Below are 18,471 nucleotides of genomic sequence, written 5' to 3'. Positions count from 1 at the left end.
TCATCTTGTCATAATTTATTATACCTTACAAAGATACCAATTTTAGGTGAAATCGCTTAGCTATTCAAGCCCAGATTTAGATTTCAAAGAATATTTAAGCGACAAAGTAGCAACACCTAGAGAAAAGGCAGTCATTGAGGGGGCAAAGTATTGGAATTATGCGTACCTTTACAGCAAACCAATTAAAAGAACCGACTATAAACTTATGAGTTATGAGCAGTATTGAAAAACAAGAGCAATACCTTGATTCAAAACAGGTACTAAAGGATCGCCGATGGGTCTTTATCCCTGTGAGCATTTGTTTTGTGCTCGGGATAGTGGCACGTTATTCTATGCGGGACGGAGAAACCACCACCGCCATCATTCTCATCGTCCTACAAGCGCTACTGACCGTGGCACTTTCCACCTATTTCGTACTATCCAAAAAGTTTAAGAGACAGGAAAAAGCCGTCGAACTGATTGCACTGATTGGTTTCTTAGCTTTCACTATACTGACCACATTGTAATGACTTTGGCTACCTAGACACCATATTATCTCATCGAAAATAGCCGAAAAGCACCCGGCAGGGTGCTTTCGCCGTTGCACCAAATGAGATACAATTTATTGTAGTTTTTTCAATTAAAAATGGGGTGGCCTAGAAAAGCCACCCCATTCGGGTTTATCATTACAAAATGAGACTTTGCACGAATGATGAGATGCAAGGCGCTGAGGGTGAGGGCGACGGAAGCGTACTAGCGTACGTGACCGAGCCCGAATCCCGAAAGCAACGCCGCAGATCGCATTCGTGCAAGGCCTCAAAATTGTTACTTACGGCTCAGTAACTCCATTGAGCGGGTCACGAAGCTATCCAGTGCCTTACCCTTGAGTAGGCCACTAGAAAGCAAGCCGAGGTCAATCAGCTGCGAGATGATCTTGTGCTCCTCGCCAAAGGAACTGTAGATCTCCTTGAGCTTTCCCTCTATCTCCTCAATCTTTGAGTTGGTAGATGAGAGGTCGTCCCGAAGGGTCTTCTTCTCCTCATCACTCAGCTTCTCATCGCCCAACTGCTGTTGAATGGCCGAGACACGTGCCTCTTGTCCACGCTTATCGGCTAGCAGAGCCGAGTAGTCGGGGTGATCCGTCTCATTGAATACCAAAGCGATTCCCTGCACCAGAGGGTGGTCGAGATTGAGGTTCAGCACATAGCTATCCGGCATCTCGCCATAGAAGTTCATCCCTTGCTGCATTGCCGCCATCTCCTTCATCCTACGCATATACTCCCCTTGCACCAGTAGGATAGGCTTGGCATCACTGCCCTGATGACCCGTCTGCACCGAGATCATCACCTTATCCTCCTTAGGGAGCTGTGCCTCAAAGAGCTGACGTAGAAGCTCTTGATCCTCCTCAGAGACGTCACTCTCCTTCTTTTCATCATCCGCCTTCTGGATCAAGTTATCCAGCGTATCGCTATCCACCCTCACGAAGTGCGACTGTGCCAGCTTCTGCTCTAGCATACTAATCAGGTGAATATCCAGCTGCCCATCCATCAGAAGTACATCATACCCATGGGCATTGGCCTCCTTGATGTAGCTATATTGCTGCTCCGTATCCACCGCATATAGATAGACTACATGCCCCTCCTTATCGGTCTGGTTAGCAGAGATCAGCTCCCGATACTCCTCGAGCGTAAAGTACTTCTTCTCCGTATTCTTGAGTAGGGCAAACTTCTCCGCCTTTTCATAAAACTTCTCTTGCGTGAGCATGCCATACTTCACGAAGAGGTCCAGCACCTCCCACTTCTCCTCAAAGTTCTTGCGGTCCTCCTTAAAGAGCTCGGTCAGTTTATCCGCCACCTTACGAGTGATGTAGGCCGATATCTTCTTCACATTGTGATCCGCCTGCAAATAACTCCTCGATACATTTAGTGGAATATCTGGCGAATCAATCACCCCATGCAGTAGCATCAAGAAGTCTGGCACAATCCCCTCTACCGAATCGGTGACAAAGACCTGATTGCTGTAGAGTTGGATCTTATTCTTCTGCAGATCCATATTGCTCTTCACCCTAGGGAAGTAGAGGATACCAGTCAGATTGAATGGGTAGTCGATATTGAGGTGTATCCAAAAGAGTGGCTTCTCACTCATTGGGAAAAGCGTCTCATAAAACGCCTCATAATCCTTATCCTCCAGCTCCGAAGGCGCCTTCGTCCAAAGCGGAGCCGTCTCATTGATCACCAGATCTTCATCGGTCTCCACCTCCTTACCATCCTTCCACTCCTTTTTCTTACCAAAGACAATGGGCACAGGCAAGAACTTAGCATACTTCTCCAGTAGCTGACGGATACGCGTAGGATCCAAAAATTCCTTACTCTCCTCATCGATATGTAGGATAATGTCGGTACCACGTGGGCGCTTCTCCGCCACCTCCATCTGAAACTCAGGGTTGCCCTCACAGCTCCAGCGGATACTCTCCTCTTCCTCTTTGTAGCTCTGAGTATAGATCTCCACCTTGTCCGAGACCATAAAGCTCGAGTAGAAGCCCAGCCCGAAGTGTCCAATGATATTGGCGGCATCGTCCTTGTACTTCTCCACAAACTCCTCCGCACCACTGATGGCGATCTGATTGATATACTTCTCAATCTCCTCCGCAGTCATCCCCACACCGTGGTCACTGATGATCAGTTGATTGCCATCGATCTTCACCTCCACCTTCAGGTTCTCAAGGCTACCCTCGTATTCCCCTTTATTGGCGAGCGTCTTTAGCTTTTGCGTAGCATCCACTGCATTGGAGACAATCTCCCGAAGGAATATCTCATTGTCGCTATAAAGAAACTTCTTGATGATAGGGAACATATTATCACTCTGCACCCCTATCTTTCCATTTTTTACCTGTTCGCTCATATTATATATTGTATTGAATTGATGTTACACTACCCCATAATATGCAAACTTAGTGCCAATAGGGGGCCATAAGGGGAGCAACTGACAATTTGGGTAAAAAAATAAGCGAACCATACCATCACGGTACGGCTCGCCTCGACAAAGTTTTGAAAAAATCGTAGCGAGACCGGGGTACGATCCCGGGACCTCAGGATTATGAATCCTGCGCTCTAACCAACTGAGCTATCTCGCCATTCCAAATTTGCAATGGCAAAGATACATAAAATATCCAATGTGCCAAACCCCGGCCCATTATTTTTCCCAGGGGTTACCCATTATTTTAGCTCAAATAGTAGCAGAAAAACCACCTACCCTCCCCATTCTGAGAACTCCGAAGTTTCTTGATACCTACAACTAAGTAGCCACAAATGGCCACCACACCGCAAAGCAATAAAGCTAGAAAAGTAGATAAAATTCACTGACTACAAAGAAAAGCTTTAAAACATCCAATTTTCAAAGGGCAACGTACCATATCAGCCACTTTCACCAGCCCAAAAAGGGTGCAAAATATACCCATTAAAGGCTATAGAAGTAGATTTGGATTGCCCGTAACTTTGCAATTTAAAGAAAACAATAGACAAATCATTTATAAAAGAGTTCAACTACATGATCAATCAAAAATTCAAGCACCACCTCCGTGTGATGCTAGGGTTATTTCTCCTTCTTGCGCCCCTTACCCTCGAGGCTGCCTCCGAGCAGAGTAGTCCACGCAAGTCGGTCACCGTCGTGGTGGTAGAGCAGGGCACCAAAGAGCCAGTTATAGGGGCTGTGGTCCGTGCCGAGGGAGCCACCACCCCACGAGTTACCGGTATTGACGGCGAGTGTACCCTCACCTTCACCACGGCTGTAAGCCGAGCTAAGTTCAAGGTAAGCTTCATGGGCTATAAGACCTTTGAGGAGGTAGTCCCCTTCCATTCAGAGACCATCACCATTGTCCTCACCCCCGATAATGAGGTGCTCGACGATGTGATCGTCACCGGACAAAAGCGATACACTTCCGTACTACAGCAGGCCGTCGCCATTGACACTAAGTCACTTGACAAAAGCACCTCCATCTCGCTCGGCAAGATGCTAGAGCAGATACCAGGAGTGAGCACCATCAGTGCCGGGAGTAGCATCTCCAAGCCAGTGATCCAAGGGATGCACAGCAGTCGAATAGTACTTATTAATAATGGTGTACGCCTAGAGAGCCAAAGCTGGGGTACAGATCACGCTCCCGAGATTGATCACACCGGTGCCAGCATCGTAGAGGTGATCAAAGGGGCAGAGAGCGTGCGGTATGGGCATGGAGCCATTGGCGGGGTAGCCCTTTTCAATCAAGCGCCCCTTCCCTTTGGCCACGATCGCTTTTATATCAAGTGCAAGACCAACTTAGGTTATGCTACAAATGGTCGCGCCTACGATGGAGCCGGCTCTTTAGAGATGGGGTATAAGAATTGGGGCCTTCGTCTGCATGGGATGTATCAGAAGTCGGGCGACTACTCCACTGCCGAGTATCTGCTCAATAATACCGGCTTCAACAACATCAGCTTCTCTGGCTATGCAGGATATAAAAGAGATCGCCTCACCGCCACCCTCTTTGCCTCCCTCTACACTTCCCGAAGTGGTATCTACTACCTCAGTGCCATCTCCGATATCCAGCAGCTGCTCAATCGCTTCGAGATGGGGCGTCCCGAGGAGAGCACCCTCAAGCCCTTCTCCTATACCATAGAGCCACCCTTCCAGCAGTCACAGCACTTCACTGCCAAAGCTGAGGTGGACTGGGATATCGCCGAGAAGCACAACCTCGAGGTAAAGGTATCCTACCAAAACAACCTCCGACAGGAGTTTGAAAACCGTAAGCGCGACGACCTCTCCTGGCTACCAATGCAAGACCTCGTACTCACCACCTACGCCTCCGATGCCGCATGGAGTGGCACGTGGAACGAAAACCACAGCTCCCAGGCAGGCGTGTCGGTGATGTACCAGACCAATTACAATAAGCCTGGCACCAAGCAACCAGCCTTTATCCCCAACTATGCCAGCCTCACCATGGGCATCTTTGGTATCCACAAAGCCACCTTTGGCAAGCTCCAAACTTCAGCCGGACTGCGGTACGACTACCGTGCCCTCGACGTCTACGGCTACACTAGTGTCAATAGCTTCAAGAAGTACCACGAGTTTAAGCTCTACGCCAGCGTCACCGGTAGCCTCGCCGCACACTATCAGTTCAACGACCACTGGACCGCACGTGCCAATGTGGGGCTTGCATGGAGACCACCAGATATCAATGAGCTCTACGCCACCGGGCTTCACCACGGCACCTACTGGGTGGTAGGAAATAGGGATCTACTCCCCGAGATCGGCATTAAGCCGGTGATCGGAGCCACCTACCGCAATGATTGGATCATCGTAGAGCCCAGTGCCTTCTTCCAGCACGTACACAATTATATATACGATAATATCGGCCAAGGGCTCGACCGCTACCAAAACCACCCCAGTGGTAAGTACCCACGATTTATCTACGAGCAGGATGATGCCCGCCTCTTCGGAGGGGATATCCTCACCACCATCCGACCCTTCGAGGGCTTTAATATTATGCTCAAAGGGGAGTGGATCAATGCCCGAAACATCACCCACGATAGCTGGCTACCCTTTATGCCCTCCGACCGATATGGGCTAGGGCTCAGCTACGAGCGCGACTTTGGAAAAGACCAAAAGTGGCACGCAAGTATCGCCTTTGATAGTAGCTACGTGACCAAGCAAAAGCGGTTCGACCCCGATAAAGACCTCGCCCCCGACTCCCCACCAGCCTACTTTATCGCCAATGCCAATGCCGAAATCTCCTATGCCCTCCCCAAGGGAAGGTCCGTTAAACTAATGCTTATGGGCGACAACATCTTCAACGCCCTCTACAAAGAGTATACCGATCGCTTCCGCTTCTTCGCTCACGCAATGGGAGCTAAGTACACCGTTCGTACCATCATTGAATTTTAAAGACCAAACTATATGAATCAAAAGATAAACCTACTCCCCTTCCTCCTATTCACCGGAGCAGTGCTGGTACTCAGTAGCTGCCAAAGATTGATGGAGGAGCTAGTCAAGTCGCCCGAGCCTTATATTGAGAATATCGTGGAGGGGCACGAGCAGATCTACTCTATCCAAGCCATCCTCCGACTAGCACAGCGACAGGAAGACCCCGATAACGACATCAGCTTCGAGCCCTACTACTATCGGGCTTACGACCTAGATGATTCCGAGGAGTACCCCTACCCCGTCTATCAGGAGATAGAGATTCGCAAAAACGACGAGGGGAGCCTCACCATTACCAGTGAGCGAGAGCACTTCGATGTGGTGAAGAGCGACAAGTTTTGCTACGCACTCGAGCTAAAGTACTACGACATCAATAACAAGCTGATCAATCACCAATTCTCACGCTGGTACCCCCTCAAGGGGACTCAGCAGAATGATGCCGGTGGAATCGACGACCCCAATTCTACCCTACTCGTGCACCAGCACTTCTTTACGGTAGATAACTACTCACTCTATGGCATGCCCAACCTTTTCCCCATGACCTTCAACCCCACAGATAGCTCGCAGGATAGCCTCTTCATCGGCAAGTTTACCTTCAAGCGGTCGGGAAAAGAACTGGTGCCCGCCTCACGCACCTCTACCAACAATATCTTCGTGCCCGTAGGGAAAGAGGAGGAACCTCTCCGATACAGCTACGCTATGTCGCAAGAGGCGGCCAAGCTCTATGCCACCAACAAGGTATTGGAGCCCTACACCCCACAAGGCTCCTCACAAAGCTACCGACTCTATCAGACGCTCGATAGCTACGATATGTCGTGGAAGATAGTGCCACAGATCTTTAGCTACGAATACCGTGACACCGACCCTGTAGAGGAGTATCTCGGCACCGAGCTAGAGGACCAAGACGACCTCGGACGTATCCGAACTGGCCATATCGTGGGACTACTTAGGTTCCGCCGAAAAATCAATGAAGCGGGCGACCTCTTCCAAAAAGAAGCGCTTGGATTTAAGGGCATCCTCAACTTCCACGAGGCACACATGCAATTCCAGATGGGCATCCGTATCGCACACATTATCAATGATAATGAGGCGAATAAAAAGAATTACCGCTTCCCCTTTGGTAAGTATCATCAAGACCTCAATGCCGAGGGCTCTGGGCTACAAGCCATGGCCCCCAATAAGTACAATGAGATCGATCGCGAGTGGAGCAGCTACGATATCAGCTTCCCTATCCCCTTCCGCGTCATTGCCGATGCTACGGGTGACCAAAGCACCTTTGTGCACGACATCAAGGCGGTCTACCCCAATGCCGATGAGAGCCAGCTTCGCCGAATGTTTTTCGACGACACCGCTAGCTTCTTCAATCGCAAAGCCAGTTTGATATTCTAATCACCTTTTGAGCAGATCAATAACTCTATGAAATATAAAGCAATCCTACTCACCACACTTCTAGCAGCACTTCTTCTATCTGGGTGCCAGAAGTTTGTATTCTTTGATGTCTCAGTACCTGAGGACCGCAACCCCTTGCTCATCTCCAAGGTACCTACCACCGAGGCCGATGTCTACTTCAATGAGACCACCCGCCTACTGATTGATAAAAATCGGCAGCCAGGCCCTAACCTCGATGAAGGTGGTGCCCTCGATAATTGGGCCACCTGCCTAGTGATGATCAAGGAGGGGCACGACCACGGACAGGGCAAGCTACACGGCAACTACGTCTACCCCAATGCCCCTTGGAAGCAAGAGCAATTTGCAGTGATTCGCAACACCACCTCTGGAATCACCGTAGAGGTCGATAGACGCTCCACCGCCACCTTTCTCGAGGCTACAGCCAATAAAGAGCTCCAAGAGAAGCAAGGCGTTGGTCCCGATTACCTCCGTGTAGTGGGTGGGCAAAAGCGCCTCTGGGGCCTTTGCTTCTACTTCTATAATAAGGATGGCAAGCTCATCAACGACAATATCTACGAGCACTCCGACCAATATCAGATCTTTTTCTCCATCAGCGACCTAGATGATAAGGGACAGCCCTACGACGTAATGGACGTACGCTTCCGCAATGGAGTGAGCGATGAAAATTATAGAAACCAAAATTACAAGCCGATGCCACTCAATATGGAGGCCTATAAGAATGAGAAGCCTATCCCCTCGGAGTATTTCCAAAACCGCAAGACCTTTGAGGAGCGGAGAGAGGTATCGCGTACAGTATTCCGCTACACCTATCGAGATACCTGGACTCAGGATGATATGGCCGATGGGGTTCGCACCCTCTACAATATCCGCCTACTCCCCCCTACGCTCCGCAGCGAGTACTTCCTAGCCTCTTGCCCACAGGACCAAGACAATGTGGGACTAAAGGGACACCTCGAATTCGACTACCGCGGAGGCATCGAAAAGGTACTCGATGATAGAGAACCAATGATCGAAGACTTCGATGGATTGCTACACAATGCCTACAAGCACGATGAGGCGGTAGACCAAAGGAAGTGGCCACTCCTCCTCGCACCACGACACAAGACCGACAACGAGGGCAAAGAGATCCTCGACGAAAATGGCAAGCCCCAGCTCCTCCCTGCCGAAGAGTATACCCGTATCGGTGGCTCCACCAACCTGCTACCACAGTTTTACTTGGCAGTGAGGGTGATGAAGTGCGAGAAGGGACGCAAATTGGTGCTCCCTAGCCGTGACGAAAGCTACTCAATCAATAATAAGCCCCCACGCACAGGGTACATCTGCCAAGAGTTCGACAACCCCAAGATGGAGGCATCGGGCTGGCAAGAGGTGGTCCGCTTCAATATCCCGATCAAGGTCTACACCTCGGGCTTCGATAGCGACCCTGCCAATACCAATGAGCAAGAGCCCTACTACCTACACCTAGGGAGAGAGATAGGCCTTACCCCAGCAGAGGCCTTCCAAGCGGTTGCCAACCTCAAGACACACGGCGCTGCCGGCACTGGTGGCAATGGGTATGGAGCATGGTTCCTATAACCCCCCCCTTTAAGTACTATTTTATCAGAAAGCAAAAAAGATTAGCATCTATGAATAAGCGAATAACTCATTTCACCCTCCCCTTCCTCATAGCAGTCCTACTCACCAGTTGCTTAGGGCTCAAGAAGGAGGAGATCGCCATGAAAGAGAAAAACCTGATCATTCAGGAGGTCTTCTACATCGGCACCGAGGACGAAGTCGTGTGGCCAAGTGGATTAAAGGGCTGGACCTCCTACAGCCACGATACCTATATACGTATCTACAATCCCACCAATAAGACCCTCTACCTCGATGGTCTTTGCCTGGCACGCTCCGCCTTCCAAAACGACGTAGCCATCGACCTCAAGGGCGATGAAAACTTTGCCTCTACCCACGTGGCGGTAGATAACCTCTGCATGTTCCCCGGTAGTGGCCAAGATTATCCTATCAAGCCAGGAGAGTACAAGACCCTCACCTCGGTAGCGATCAATCACACCTTAAATGTAGAGGAGCTATACGAGCGATACAAGTTTCAATGCTCCCTCAGCTACGACAATGGCGACGGAACCTTTGGCACTAATATTGACCTCGGCAACGGCGTGAAGTACGCCAAGCAGAGCTCGCGCAAAGCATGCAACCTCGAGGGGGCCGACTTTGAGTGGCTCTCCCCACAGCAAATCCTCTACAAGTACCAGTTGGTGGATGAAAATAGTGTCCCCAATATGATCCCCCTCTTCGGTTCCTTTGGCTACCTGGATCAAGAGTTCCTCAGCAGTGCCCCCTTTGGCATTCCTACCAATCGCTCCATCCTACTCCTAAAGCTAGGGGCAGCACCCGAGGAGCTAGACCAGCAAAAGTACTGGTGGGATTATGAGACAGGGCACCCCAGCCCCATGCACTCACAGGAGCTCCCCTACCACAAGGCACACCAAAAGGGCGATGCACACGCCATCCGAGTACCCAATGACTGGATCATCGATGCAGTGACCATCTGCGACCAAAAGGATTATAAGCGACAGCGACTGGCCGATAGCATCGACGGAGGCTACACCAGCGTACGGCAGAGTGACAATGACCCCAAGTCCTCCTACTACGGCTACGCCCTCCACCGCCGCCACGATGGCGAGGGTTTTGTGGATAATGATAATTCCACCATCGACTTCGAGAAGCAACCTGCATCACTTCTGACCGAGAAGCCCGAACCACTCCTATTCCCCAACATCACCCTAAAGACCAAGAGCATCACCCTCACCCTAGGGCAGGAGCCCTATCAGCTCAAGTGGGAGGTACGGCCACGCCGATCCAAAAACCGCAAGGCACAATGGAGCTCGCTCGATGAAACAATTGCCACGGTTGATGACAAGGGACGAGTAACTCCAGTAGCGGTGGGAGAGACCGAAATCATCGCCACCCTCCCCAATGGTGCCAACGACCATTGTACCGTGACAGTAAAAGAGAACTAACAAACATTATATCAACAAAACAAAAAGATTAAGACTTATGAAACTAAAAAGCTTATTACTCCCATTAGGGATACTGCTCACCATGCTAGCATTCGGAGCCTGCAAAGAAAAGCCCGATGACACCCCTACCGTAAAGACAACCATCAAGCTGAGCAAAGCCACCGCTGAGCTGAAGGAGGGGACCACCCTACTGCTCTCTGCTATCCTCACCCCACAGGAAGCCAAGGAGGAGGTTACCTGGGAGAGCTCCGACAGCCAAGTAGCCACCGTGACAAAGGGGCTAGTAAAGGCGATCAAGGCTGGAGAGGCGACCATCACCGCCAAGCTAGCTAATGGCAACTCTGCCACTTGCAAGGTAAAGGTAACCCCTAAGGAGGCACCAGCACCAACGCCAACCCCCGATCCTAGTAAGCCAGGCAGTGGGGATCAACCAGGTAAGGGCGATGATAAAAACATCATCTACAAGCTCCAATTTGAGCCAGCATCTTATACTGTAGAGAAGGGCAAGTCCATACAGGTCAAGGCGATTGTCACCGCTATCGGCAATAACGAGCTACCCGAGGGCATACAGGCCAAAGTCACCTACTCCGGAGGCAAAGTAATGGTAGAGGGCCAAGGAGAAGAAGTACGTGCGCTTGTTTCCATCAACGGTAAGGTAGATGGCATGAACCTAGGTAAGTGCAAGGTCAAGGCCGAGCTCGAAGGGGCTGAAGCAGTGGAGTGCGAAGTGGAGGTGATCGAAACAAAATTCGAGGTCCCAGCCGGAGCAAAGATTGCATTTGAGTACGATGATGAGCTGATTACAGAGCTCAATTTCAGCGAATGGGACTCAGCAAAGTGGGTTACCATTGTCTTCGTTGATGCCAATAACCAAAAGCTCGACATCGAAGGACTAGAACAAGACGACTTTGAGCTCGAGATCCCAAAGGTGAAGGATGCTAATGGCAATGAGCAAAACCTCATCAATGTCGGCTTCGACGGATGGAAACCAAGTGGCATCAAGGGAACAGGCACCGTGAAGGTAACCTTCAAGAAGAATACCGATTACACTGGCCAAATCACCGTAACCGTGAAGTAACCCTTCCCCAAATACTTTAACTACAGAGGAGCTGTACAGGAGAGATACCTGCACAGCTCCCTTTTTCTTTACTTCCAAGGTATTACCCTCTGCGGAGAAGGTGGGGAGGGTAGGATAAAAAAGGTACGCCCACTGCCTCTCAGCGGTGAGCGTACACCCGTTCCTAGAAAACTAATGGAATTGTAAAAGCTCTATTTTTAGTTGTTATTATGGTTGTTACCTCCATAGGTTATGGGGTGAGGTGGGGAGGGATTAGAACTTGAGCTTTGTCCACGCCAGCTTGGTGGTATCGGCACCAGTGAGGCCTTCCTTCTTCTGGATATTTCCGTCGTTGAGCGTTCCCTTCACCTCTGCATCAGCAGGGGCTGTGGTAAGTAGGGAGGTGTACTCCACCTTGGTGCGGGGGTCGGCACCACCCTTTTTATCCGTGAAGTCAAGGACATTTTTTACCTGTCCTTGTCCCTTAATCAGGGCATTTTGGATAGTAGCGATGGCACCACGGCGTATCTTGATCACATCGTCGCACATAAGGGTAGCATCTGTAGAGGGCTTGGCATTGAACACAAAGGTAACATCCTTCACGGTGAAGTTGGACTGTGGGGTGCCCTCAGGGGAATTGCCATCGTGATTACCATCGGCCTCTATACCACGTGGATCCTTCTCAGTACTGGAGTGGTTTTCGCTCCATAGACCGTAGGCATTTTGGAGGGTACCGCTGTAACCCTCGGTGAAGTCGAACATATCGTCATCGGCATTGACCGAGATGAAGTTGGTAACATTGACCGTACCACCAAAGAACTCGATGGCATCATCGGCACTCTCACGCACAAGTACATTGTCGATCTTGGTGCCATTACCTACGGCATTGAGGGTAAGACCATTGTGCTCGGTATTGGCATCGTTTTTGGCTCCGGTATAGTCGAGGATAAGGTAGGTGATGACGCCTGAATTGTCATCGGCCTTATCGCCACCGTAAGGCTTGGAAGGGTCGATCTCGGTCTTATTGGTACCACCATTGGTGATGGGGGCGTAGCCATTGATGATGAGACCACCCCAGTAGCCTGAGTCGGCCTTATCGCTATTGGCGGTCATCACAACTGGCTTCTCAGCGGTACCATTGATATAGATCTTACCGCCTTGCTCCACGAGAATATACTGGTCAAAGCCCTTCTCCGCCTTGATCACTGTACCGGCAGGAATGGTGAGGCTAGCCCCAGCCTTTACTCTTACGGTGCCAGAAAGGATATAGCTTTGAGCATCGAGTACCATTGCGTTGGTAATATCCCCTTTGAGTGGCTTCACTTGCACCTCGGGAGTGGGGTCGGGCTTTGGAGTTGGGGTTGGGGTTGGCGTTGGCTCGTCGCCATCGCATGCAACTAGTGCTACTGACAGCATGATGGCAGCCAAGAGTAAGGTCTTCAAATTGATCTTCATAATTACTTTTTTCTTTTTACTTGATAGTTATGTAATCTTGATTCATTCAAAAGTTGTAGGATAGTCCCACACTAAAACTAACGCCCTTTCGATACTCGCTCACCACTTGGGCTTCGGAGCCATCATTGGGTTGTTGTTTTCGGGTGTAGGGGCTATTGAGTAGGTTATTGGCTTTGAGCTTCAGGGAGAGTTGGTGGCTCAGTTTGGCCGAGCCGACGAGGTTGAGGTTGGCTCTCCCTTGCTCCATAATATCGTATTGCAGTCCACCACGAGTGATGCCTCTAGAGCCATAAGTGTGGATGCGGTCGCTGAAGTAGCTGAGCACCATGGCGAGGGTGTAGTGGCGCCATCCCTTGGTATAGGCGTAGGTGAGGTCGGTATTGAGTAGCCAAGGGGAGGAGCCTTCGAGGGTGGCATTGCGGCTAGTCTCCTCTACATTCTCGAGTGGAATATGGGACCAGATGTAGGAGCCACTGAGACCTAAGTCGAGAGAGTGCTTGGAAGCAGAGAGAAGGGCAGTCTTTTGCCAAAGGTTCTTTTTGAACTCGAGCTCGATACCGGCGAGGTCTACCTTTGGCGCCGGATTGGCATACTCTTGAGCCCCTGAGCTAATGTAGCGGTCGACGCGTGCCATGGGGTTCTTGAGGTGCTTATAAAAACCGGTGACGGTGAGTATCTCTGTAGGGGAGAGGTAGTAATCCCACTTGAGGTCGATATTCCAGAGGTCGGAGGGCTTGATATCGGGGTTACCGATGCTTACGTAACCTATATTGACGTACTGGTAGAGGGAAATCTCCTTTACCTGAGGGAGTGTGTAGCTCTTGGAGAGACTGAGTCGGAGTGCCTGCTTATCGGTGAGGTCGTACTTAAGGTTGAGGGAGGGGAGGAGGTAGAATTTATGGATTTGGCTATCTTGCTTCTCCTTATCTGCTTGGCCGAATTTCACGGTGAGGTCTACCCAATCGGCACGGAGACTGGCTTGTAGCATTAGCTTCTCTAGTAGCGGAAAGGTTCCCTCGAGATAAGCCCCGTGTATCTGCTTCTCTGAATGATACCAAAACTCCTCGCCCTGCACTAAGGTAAAACCGCTAGGATTGGCCTCGGTGCGGAGGTTCTGACTATTGTAGAAGTCTCTATCCCAATCGAATTGGTCGATATTGCTCTCCATAACCGACTTGCCTGAGACAGGGTCGTGATTATACTCTCGAGAGGTGAAGTGGTGGTCGACGTACCGGCCAATGTAGCCTAACCGCAGGTAGCTCTCCTTATTAAAGCTCCACTCAAGTGCCGCCTTGGCATTGTAGTCGTTTTCGGTGAGGGAGGAGTAGAATCGGCGGTTGGTGTTGCTCGCCATGGTGACCCACTTGGTATCGTCGCCTTGGCCCTCGCCAGAGAGATAGAAGAGGCGACGGTCGGGCTCTTTGGCACGCATCAGATTGAGCGAGGTGCCGAGATTGAGGTGCAGCTTATCGGTGAGACTCCAATCGGTATCTAGCTGGTTGACGATGAGGAGGTTGTCATTGGCTTGCTGGCGGTACATACGTACGAGGCCATCATTTTCATTGGCAACGTAATCATTACCTTTTAGCTGAGCTACGTACTGGTTATTGGAGTGGATGGTGAGGAGGTTGTACTCTAGCTGATGCTTTTTACGCAGGTCGAGAGTGGCATTGAGGAGTGCCATCTGTCGAGTGGTGATCTCGGAGTTGGGTCCCTTTAGATCCACTGAAAAGCCTCCAATAGGAGCTAGGGTGCGATTGAGTTGCTCGGTATGTGAGTGGTCAATGCTGTGATTGGCGACTAGGAGGAGTGAGAGGGCATTTTCACTAAAGTTGAAGAGCTTGCCGGCGGAGAGTCCAAATCCGTGGTCGATAGGGCGGTTGTAGGGCTTGGGCTGTAGCTTATTTTGAAACTGATAAGGGGTGCCGGCAGGGAGCTTAGTGAAGGCACTATAGGTGCCGTCGGCGGGCTCTTGTGTACGGGAAATGCCAAAGTAATTAGTGCCATCTTGGCGGTAGAAGGTATTTCCCATCACGGAGGTATTGACCCCGCCGGAGAGGCTGATATCTAGTAGCTTTTCTCCGAATAACTCTTTGGAGGAAATGTCGATCACGGCACCTCCAACATCACCTCCGTGGGTGGCACTAAAGGCTTTCTGCACCGATATATTTTGTATCATATCGGTTTCAAACATATCGAGTGCAATATTCTTGTACTCTGGGTCGTCGGAGGGGATGGGGAAGCCATTGAGGTAGGTGGCATTGTAGCGGTCGCCCAATCCACGCACAAATACATTCTTCACCCCTTCTTGCTTACTGACTCCTGAGATCTGAGCGACGGCGGCCTCGGCATTGCTGATACCTTTACGCGAAAGCTCCATAGCACCGAGGGCTTTCACGGCGAGGAGCGATTGCTTTTGCTCAAGGAGAAGGAGGTTTTCGGACTCCCGATTGGCCTTGGCGGTGACGATAAACTCTTGTAGCTGCTCTGTGCTGGCGTCAAGAGCAACCTCAATAGTAGTGATTTCATTGGGTCGGATTACGAGCTCCTCTACTTTGAGGGTATTATAGGAAATATAACTGATCACGAGGGTGACTGCGCCCGCTTCAACCCCTTCGATCTGAAAGTGACCGTCGAGGTCGGTGACGCCACCTTTGGTTTGCCCCTGAACCACTACTTTGGCTCCGATAAGGGGCTCTTTATTGCTACGGTCTACTACGGTACCTTTAATGGCACCCCCTTTATCCCCGTCGGGCTCAGACGCATTGGCAAAAATGGGGGTGAGCAGTAGGAGAGCTATGAAAATTCTAATTAGTTTCTTCGGCATACAGTGCTTGTGAGTTAGATAAAAACTTCTATTTCTTTTTTCACAGTGCAAAGGTGGCACTTGTATGTTACACTGACGTTAACTGCATCAGAAGTTTAGGTGACAAATAAAAGACCTTCAGGAAGCTCATGGGAGCGTTCCCGAAGGTCTCTTGAAGCCGGTTTATAAGTCACTGATATACAAACCCCTATAAAAGCAAAAGTTTAGTTGCAACTAAGCATTTGCTTTGTTGCATCTCGGCGATTGCTTAGTTGCAACTCGCCGATCGCTTAGTTGCAACTAAGTTTTTGCCTTGCTCAAAGAGGTGATTTTACGATGGAAGATGGATTGAAAAACAGGGGGCTTACCATGTGGATTCTTCGTAGCAACTATTAATAAGGAGCTCCGCAGAGGTCCTTACCCGTTTCTTTATCCCCTCGTTGGTTCGGGGCCATCTGAATGGTGGCTACTTCCGACTCTTTTCGATCCGTCGGAGGGCCTCTTTGGCCGCGTTTTGGTGTGCTTTCTTTTTGGTACTTCCTACGCCGATGGTCTCCATTGGGTGGTCGGGGAAGTCGATTTGTAGCTGACAGCGGTGGATAAAGCCCTGAGCTTTATCGTACTTGGTATCGAGGTGGAGAAATTGGTAGGGCACCTTTTCTCGCTGCATCATGATGATCAGCTCCGTCTTGTAGTCCTCCTCTTTTTTCGCCACCACCTTCACATTTTTCTTAGAGACAATGAGGTGACTGCGGACAAATTGTGCTGCGAAAGGGTACCCTTTATCAAGGTAGATCGCCCCCACGAGTGCCTCAAGGGTATTGCCGAGGAGGTCGGACCCCTTGATCTGTAGCCCGCTATCAGCATAGATAAGGGGCTCTAGGCCTAGCTTCTCGGCAGTGGCATTCATATTGGTTCGGCTCACCAAAAAGGATCGGATATTGGTGAGCACACCCTCCGACTCTTCTGGATAGAGTGCGAAGAGGGTATCCCCTACCGCAAGGTTGACCACACTATCGCCAAGAAACTCTAGTCGCTCATTGCTCCCGAGATTGCCCACATTTTCATAAGATCTGTGGGTAAGGGCCTGCTCGTAGAGCTGGGGGTTGCCCAGTTCGGCTCCTACCAATTGTTCGAGAATCAATTGTCGCTCCGATTTGTGAGCCACTGGTTGCTTCCCCAGCTTATTGAGGTGTAGGAATCGCAGGATTTCTGCTACAAGGCTACGGTACTTCTTCATATTTATCAGGTGAGAACCCACGCTCTAGGGGGAGGGATTACTCCTCGTATTTCTTGAAGATCACCGAAGCATTGTGCCCGCCAAAACCAAAGGTATTGGAGAGGGCTACTCTGATGGGTCGCTCTTGCTTATGATTGAAGGTAAAATTGAGGTTATAGTCAATTTCGGGGTCTTGATCCTCCTCAGCATGGTTGATGGTAGGAGGAATGACACCTTCGTAAATCGCCATCACACAGGCAAGTGCCTCAATCGCTCCTGCCGCCCCTAGTAGGTGGCCGGTCATCGACTTGGTACTGCTGATATTGAGCTTGTAGGCGTGCTCCTTAAATACCTCTTTGATGGCCTTTGCCTCGCTGATATCTCCCACTGGAGTGGAGGTGCCGTGGACGTTGATATAGTCTACATCTTCGGGTTTTAGTCCGGCATCATCAAGGGCATTTTGCATCACCAGCTTGGCCCCTAGCCCCTCTGGGTGTGAGGCGGTGAGGTGGTAAGCATCGGCAGAGAGTCCACCGCCCACTACCTCGGCATAGATGCGGGCTCCTCGTGCCTTGGCATGCTCATACTCCTCTAGGATAAGTGTGGCACTTCCTTCGCCCATCACAAAGCCGTCTCTACTGCCACTGAAGGGGCGTGAGGCGGTCTCGGGGCTATCATTGCGTGTAGAGAGAGCGTTCATGGCATTGAAGCCCCCTACCCCTGCTACGGTGATGGCGGCTTCGGCACCTCCAGTCACGATCATATCGGCCTTGCCGAGGCGAATGAGGTCGAAGGCATCAATGAGGGCATTGGTGCCCGATGCACAGGCGGATACGGTGGCGTAGTTGGGGCCGTGAAAACCGTACGCCATGCTGATATGCCCTGCCGCCATATCGGCAATCATCTTGGGGATAAAGAAGGGGTTGAAGCGGGGACCTCTCTCAGGATTGTAATCGAGCATCTCATCCTCAAAGGTCTTGATGCCACCAACACCACTGGTAAAGATCACGCCGATGCGGTTTTTATCGGCACTCTCTAGGTCGAGTCCACTATCTTTCAGCGCCTCCTCGGCACTGACGAGGGCAAACATGGTGTAGCGGTCGAACTTTCTCGCCTCTTTTCGGTCGAAATGCTCGGCCGGGTCAAAGCCCTTGACTTCACATGCAAATTGTGTCTTGTGCTTACTTGCATCCCAAAGTGTGATGGGGGCCGCTCCACTGCGTCCCGCTTTCATTCCCTCCCAAGTAGAGGCGAGGTCGCTCCCAAGTGGGGAGATGGCACCAAGTCCAGTGACTACTACTCTCTTTAGCTCCATAATATATAGTGTGTGAATATTTATATGTTGAACAACTTACTGACAACTCCAATATCAAAAAAGAGCCGAAGTGCCCCCAAAGGGTGCTACCCCATGCAGAACACTTCAGCCCCTTTTATTTCCTCTCATAAAGACTGAAACACCAGCCTTTATGGAAGGCAGCAGAATGGATGATATGCAAGGCGCTGAGGGTGAGGGCGAAGGGAGCGTACTAGCGTACTTGACCAAGCCCGAATCCCGAAAGCAACACCGCAGGTCGCC

General features: G+C 50.6%; 11 protein-coding genes and 1 tRNA gene. 6 read left to right on the top strand and 6 right to left on the bottom strand.

Annotated elements, in window-relative coordinates; translation table 11 throughout:
* Positions 1 to 212: 212 nt before the first annotated feature.
* Positions 213 to 506 (top strand): hypothetical protein, encoded by a 294-nt coding sequence (locus A3GK_RS0100925; RefSeq protein WP_018027652.1) that lies wholly within the window; start codon positions 213 to 215, stop codon positions 504 to 506.
* Between the two features lie 298 nt (positions 507 to 804).
* On the opposite strand, the gene htpG is transcribed toward A3GK_RS0100925, so the two are convergent.
* On the bottom strand, positions 805 to 2,880 hold the full coding sequence (gene htpG / locus A3GK_RS0100920) for a molecular chaperone HtpG (protein WP_018027651.1): 2,076 nt from the start codon (positions 2,878 to 2,880) through the stop codon (positions 805 to 807).
* Between the two features lie 158 nt (positions 2,881 to 3,038).
* Positions 3,039 to 3,112: transfer RNA gene (locus tag A3GK_RS0100915), tRNA-Met, on the bottom strand.
* Between the two features lie 413 nt (positions 3,113 to 3,525).
* On the opposite strand from A3GK_RS0100915, the gene A3GK_RS0100910 reads away from it, so the two are divergent.
* From A3GK_RS0100910 to A3GK_RS10920, 5 genes are read left to right on the top strand one after another with little or no spacing between them, the layout of a single operon-like run.
* Positions 3,526 to 5,895 (top strand): TonB-dependent receptor, encoded by a 2,370-nt coding sequence (locus A3GK_RS0100910; RefSeq protein ID WP_018027650.1) that lies wholly within the window; start codon positions 3,526 to 3,528, stop codon positions 5,893 to 5,895.
* A 12-nt stretch (positions 5,896 to 5,907) separates the two neighbouring features.
* The gene (locus tag A3GK_RS10215; RefSeq protein WP_018027649.1) at positions 5,908 to 7,320 is read left to right on the top strand and encodes a hypothetical protein; all 1,413 of its coding nucleotides are present in this window, start codon (positions 5,908 to 5,910) and stop codon (positions 7,318 to 7,320) included.
* Positions 7,321 to 7,347: 27 nt separating this feature from the next.
* Positions 7,348 to 8,916, top strand: coding sequence for a hypothetical protein (locus A3GK_RS0100900; protein WP_018027648.1), 1,569 nt, complete (start codon positions 7,348 to 7,350; stop codon positions 8,914 to 8,916).
* A 50-nt stretch (positions 8,917 to 8,966) separates the two neighbouring features.
* The gene (locus A3GK_RS0100895) at positions 8,967 to 10,358 is read left to right on the top strand and encodes a DUF4876 domain-containing protein (protein WP_018027647.1); all 1,392 of its coding nucleotides are present in this window, start codon (positions 8,967 to 8,969) and stop codon (positions 10,356 to 10,358) included.
* Between the two features lie 37 nt (positions 10,359 to 10,395).
* Positions 10,396 to 11,436 carry an Ig-like domain-containing protein gene (locus A3GK_RS10920; RefSeq protein WP_018027646.1) on the top strand — a complete coding sequence of 347 codons (1,041 nt, stop codon included), beginning with the start codon at positions 10,396 to 10,398 and terminating at the stop codon, positions 11,434 to 11,436.
* 252 nt (positions 11,437 to 11,688) lie between these two features.
* Here A3GK_RS10920 and A3GK_RS0100885 read toward each other — a convergent pair whose 3' ends face one another.
* From A3GK_RS0100885 to fabF, 4 genes are all read right to left on the bottom strand, one after another.
* Positions 11,689 to 12,870 carry a hypothetical protein gene (locus tag A3GK_RS0100885; RefSeq protein ID WP_018027645.1) on the bottom strand — a complete coding sequence of 394 codons (1,182 nt, stop codon included), beginning with the start codon at positions 12,868 to 12,870 and terminating at the stop codon, positions 11,689 to 11,691.
* 46 nt (positions 12,871 to 12,916) lie between these two features.
* Entirely contained in the window at positions 12,917 to 15,697 is a 2,781-nt protein-coding gene (locus A3GK_RS0100880; RefSeq protein ID WP_018027644.1) for a TonB-dependent receptor, read from the bottom strand.
* A 445-nt stretch (positions 15,698 to 16,142) separates the two neighbouring features.
* The gene (rnc, locus tag A3GK_RS0100875; RefSeq protein ID WP_018027643.1) at positions 16,143 to 16,916 is read right to left on the bottom strand and encodes a ribonuclease III; all 774 of its coding nucleotides are present in this window, start codon (positions 16,914 to 16,916) and stop codon (positions 16,143 to 16,145) included.
* A gap of 37 nt (positions 16,917 to 16,953) precedes the next feature.
* Positions 16,954 to 18,210, bottom strand: a complete 1,257-nt coding sequence (fabF, locus tag A3GK_RS0100870; protein ID WP_018027642.1) for a beta-ketoacyl-ACP synthase II — start codon at positions 18,208 to 18,210, stop codon at positions 16,954 to 16,956.
* Positions 18,211 to 18,471: the final 261 nt, after the last annotated feature.

The organism is Porphyromonas somerae DSM 23386 (genome assembly GCF_000372405.1).
GTDB lineage: Bacteria > Bacteroidota > Bacteroidia > Bacteroidales > Porphyromonadaceae > Porphyromonas_A > Porphyromonas_A somerae.
This window is presented reverse-complemented; position numbering and strand designations above follow the sequence as displayed.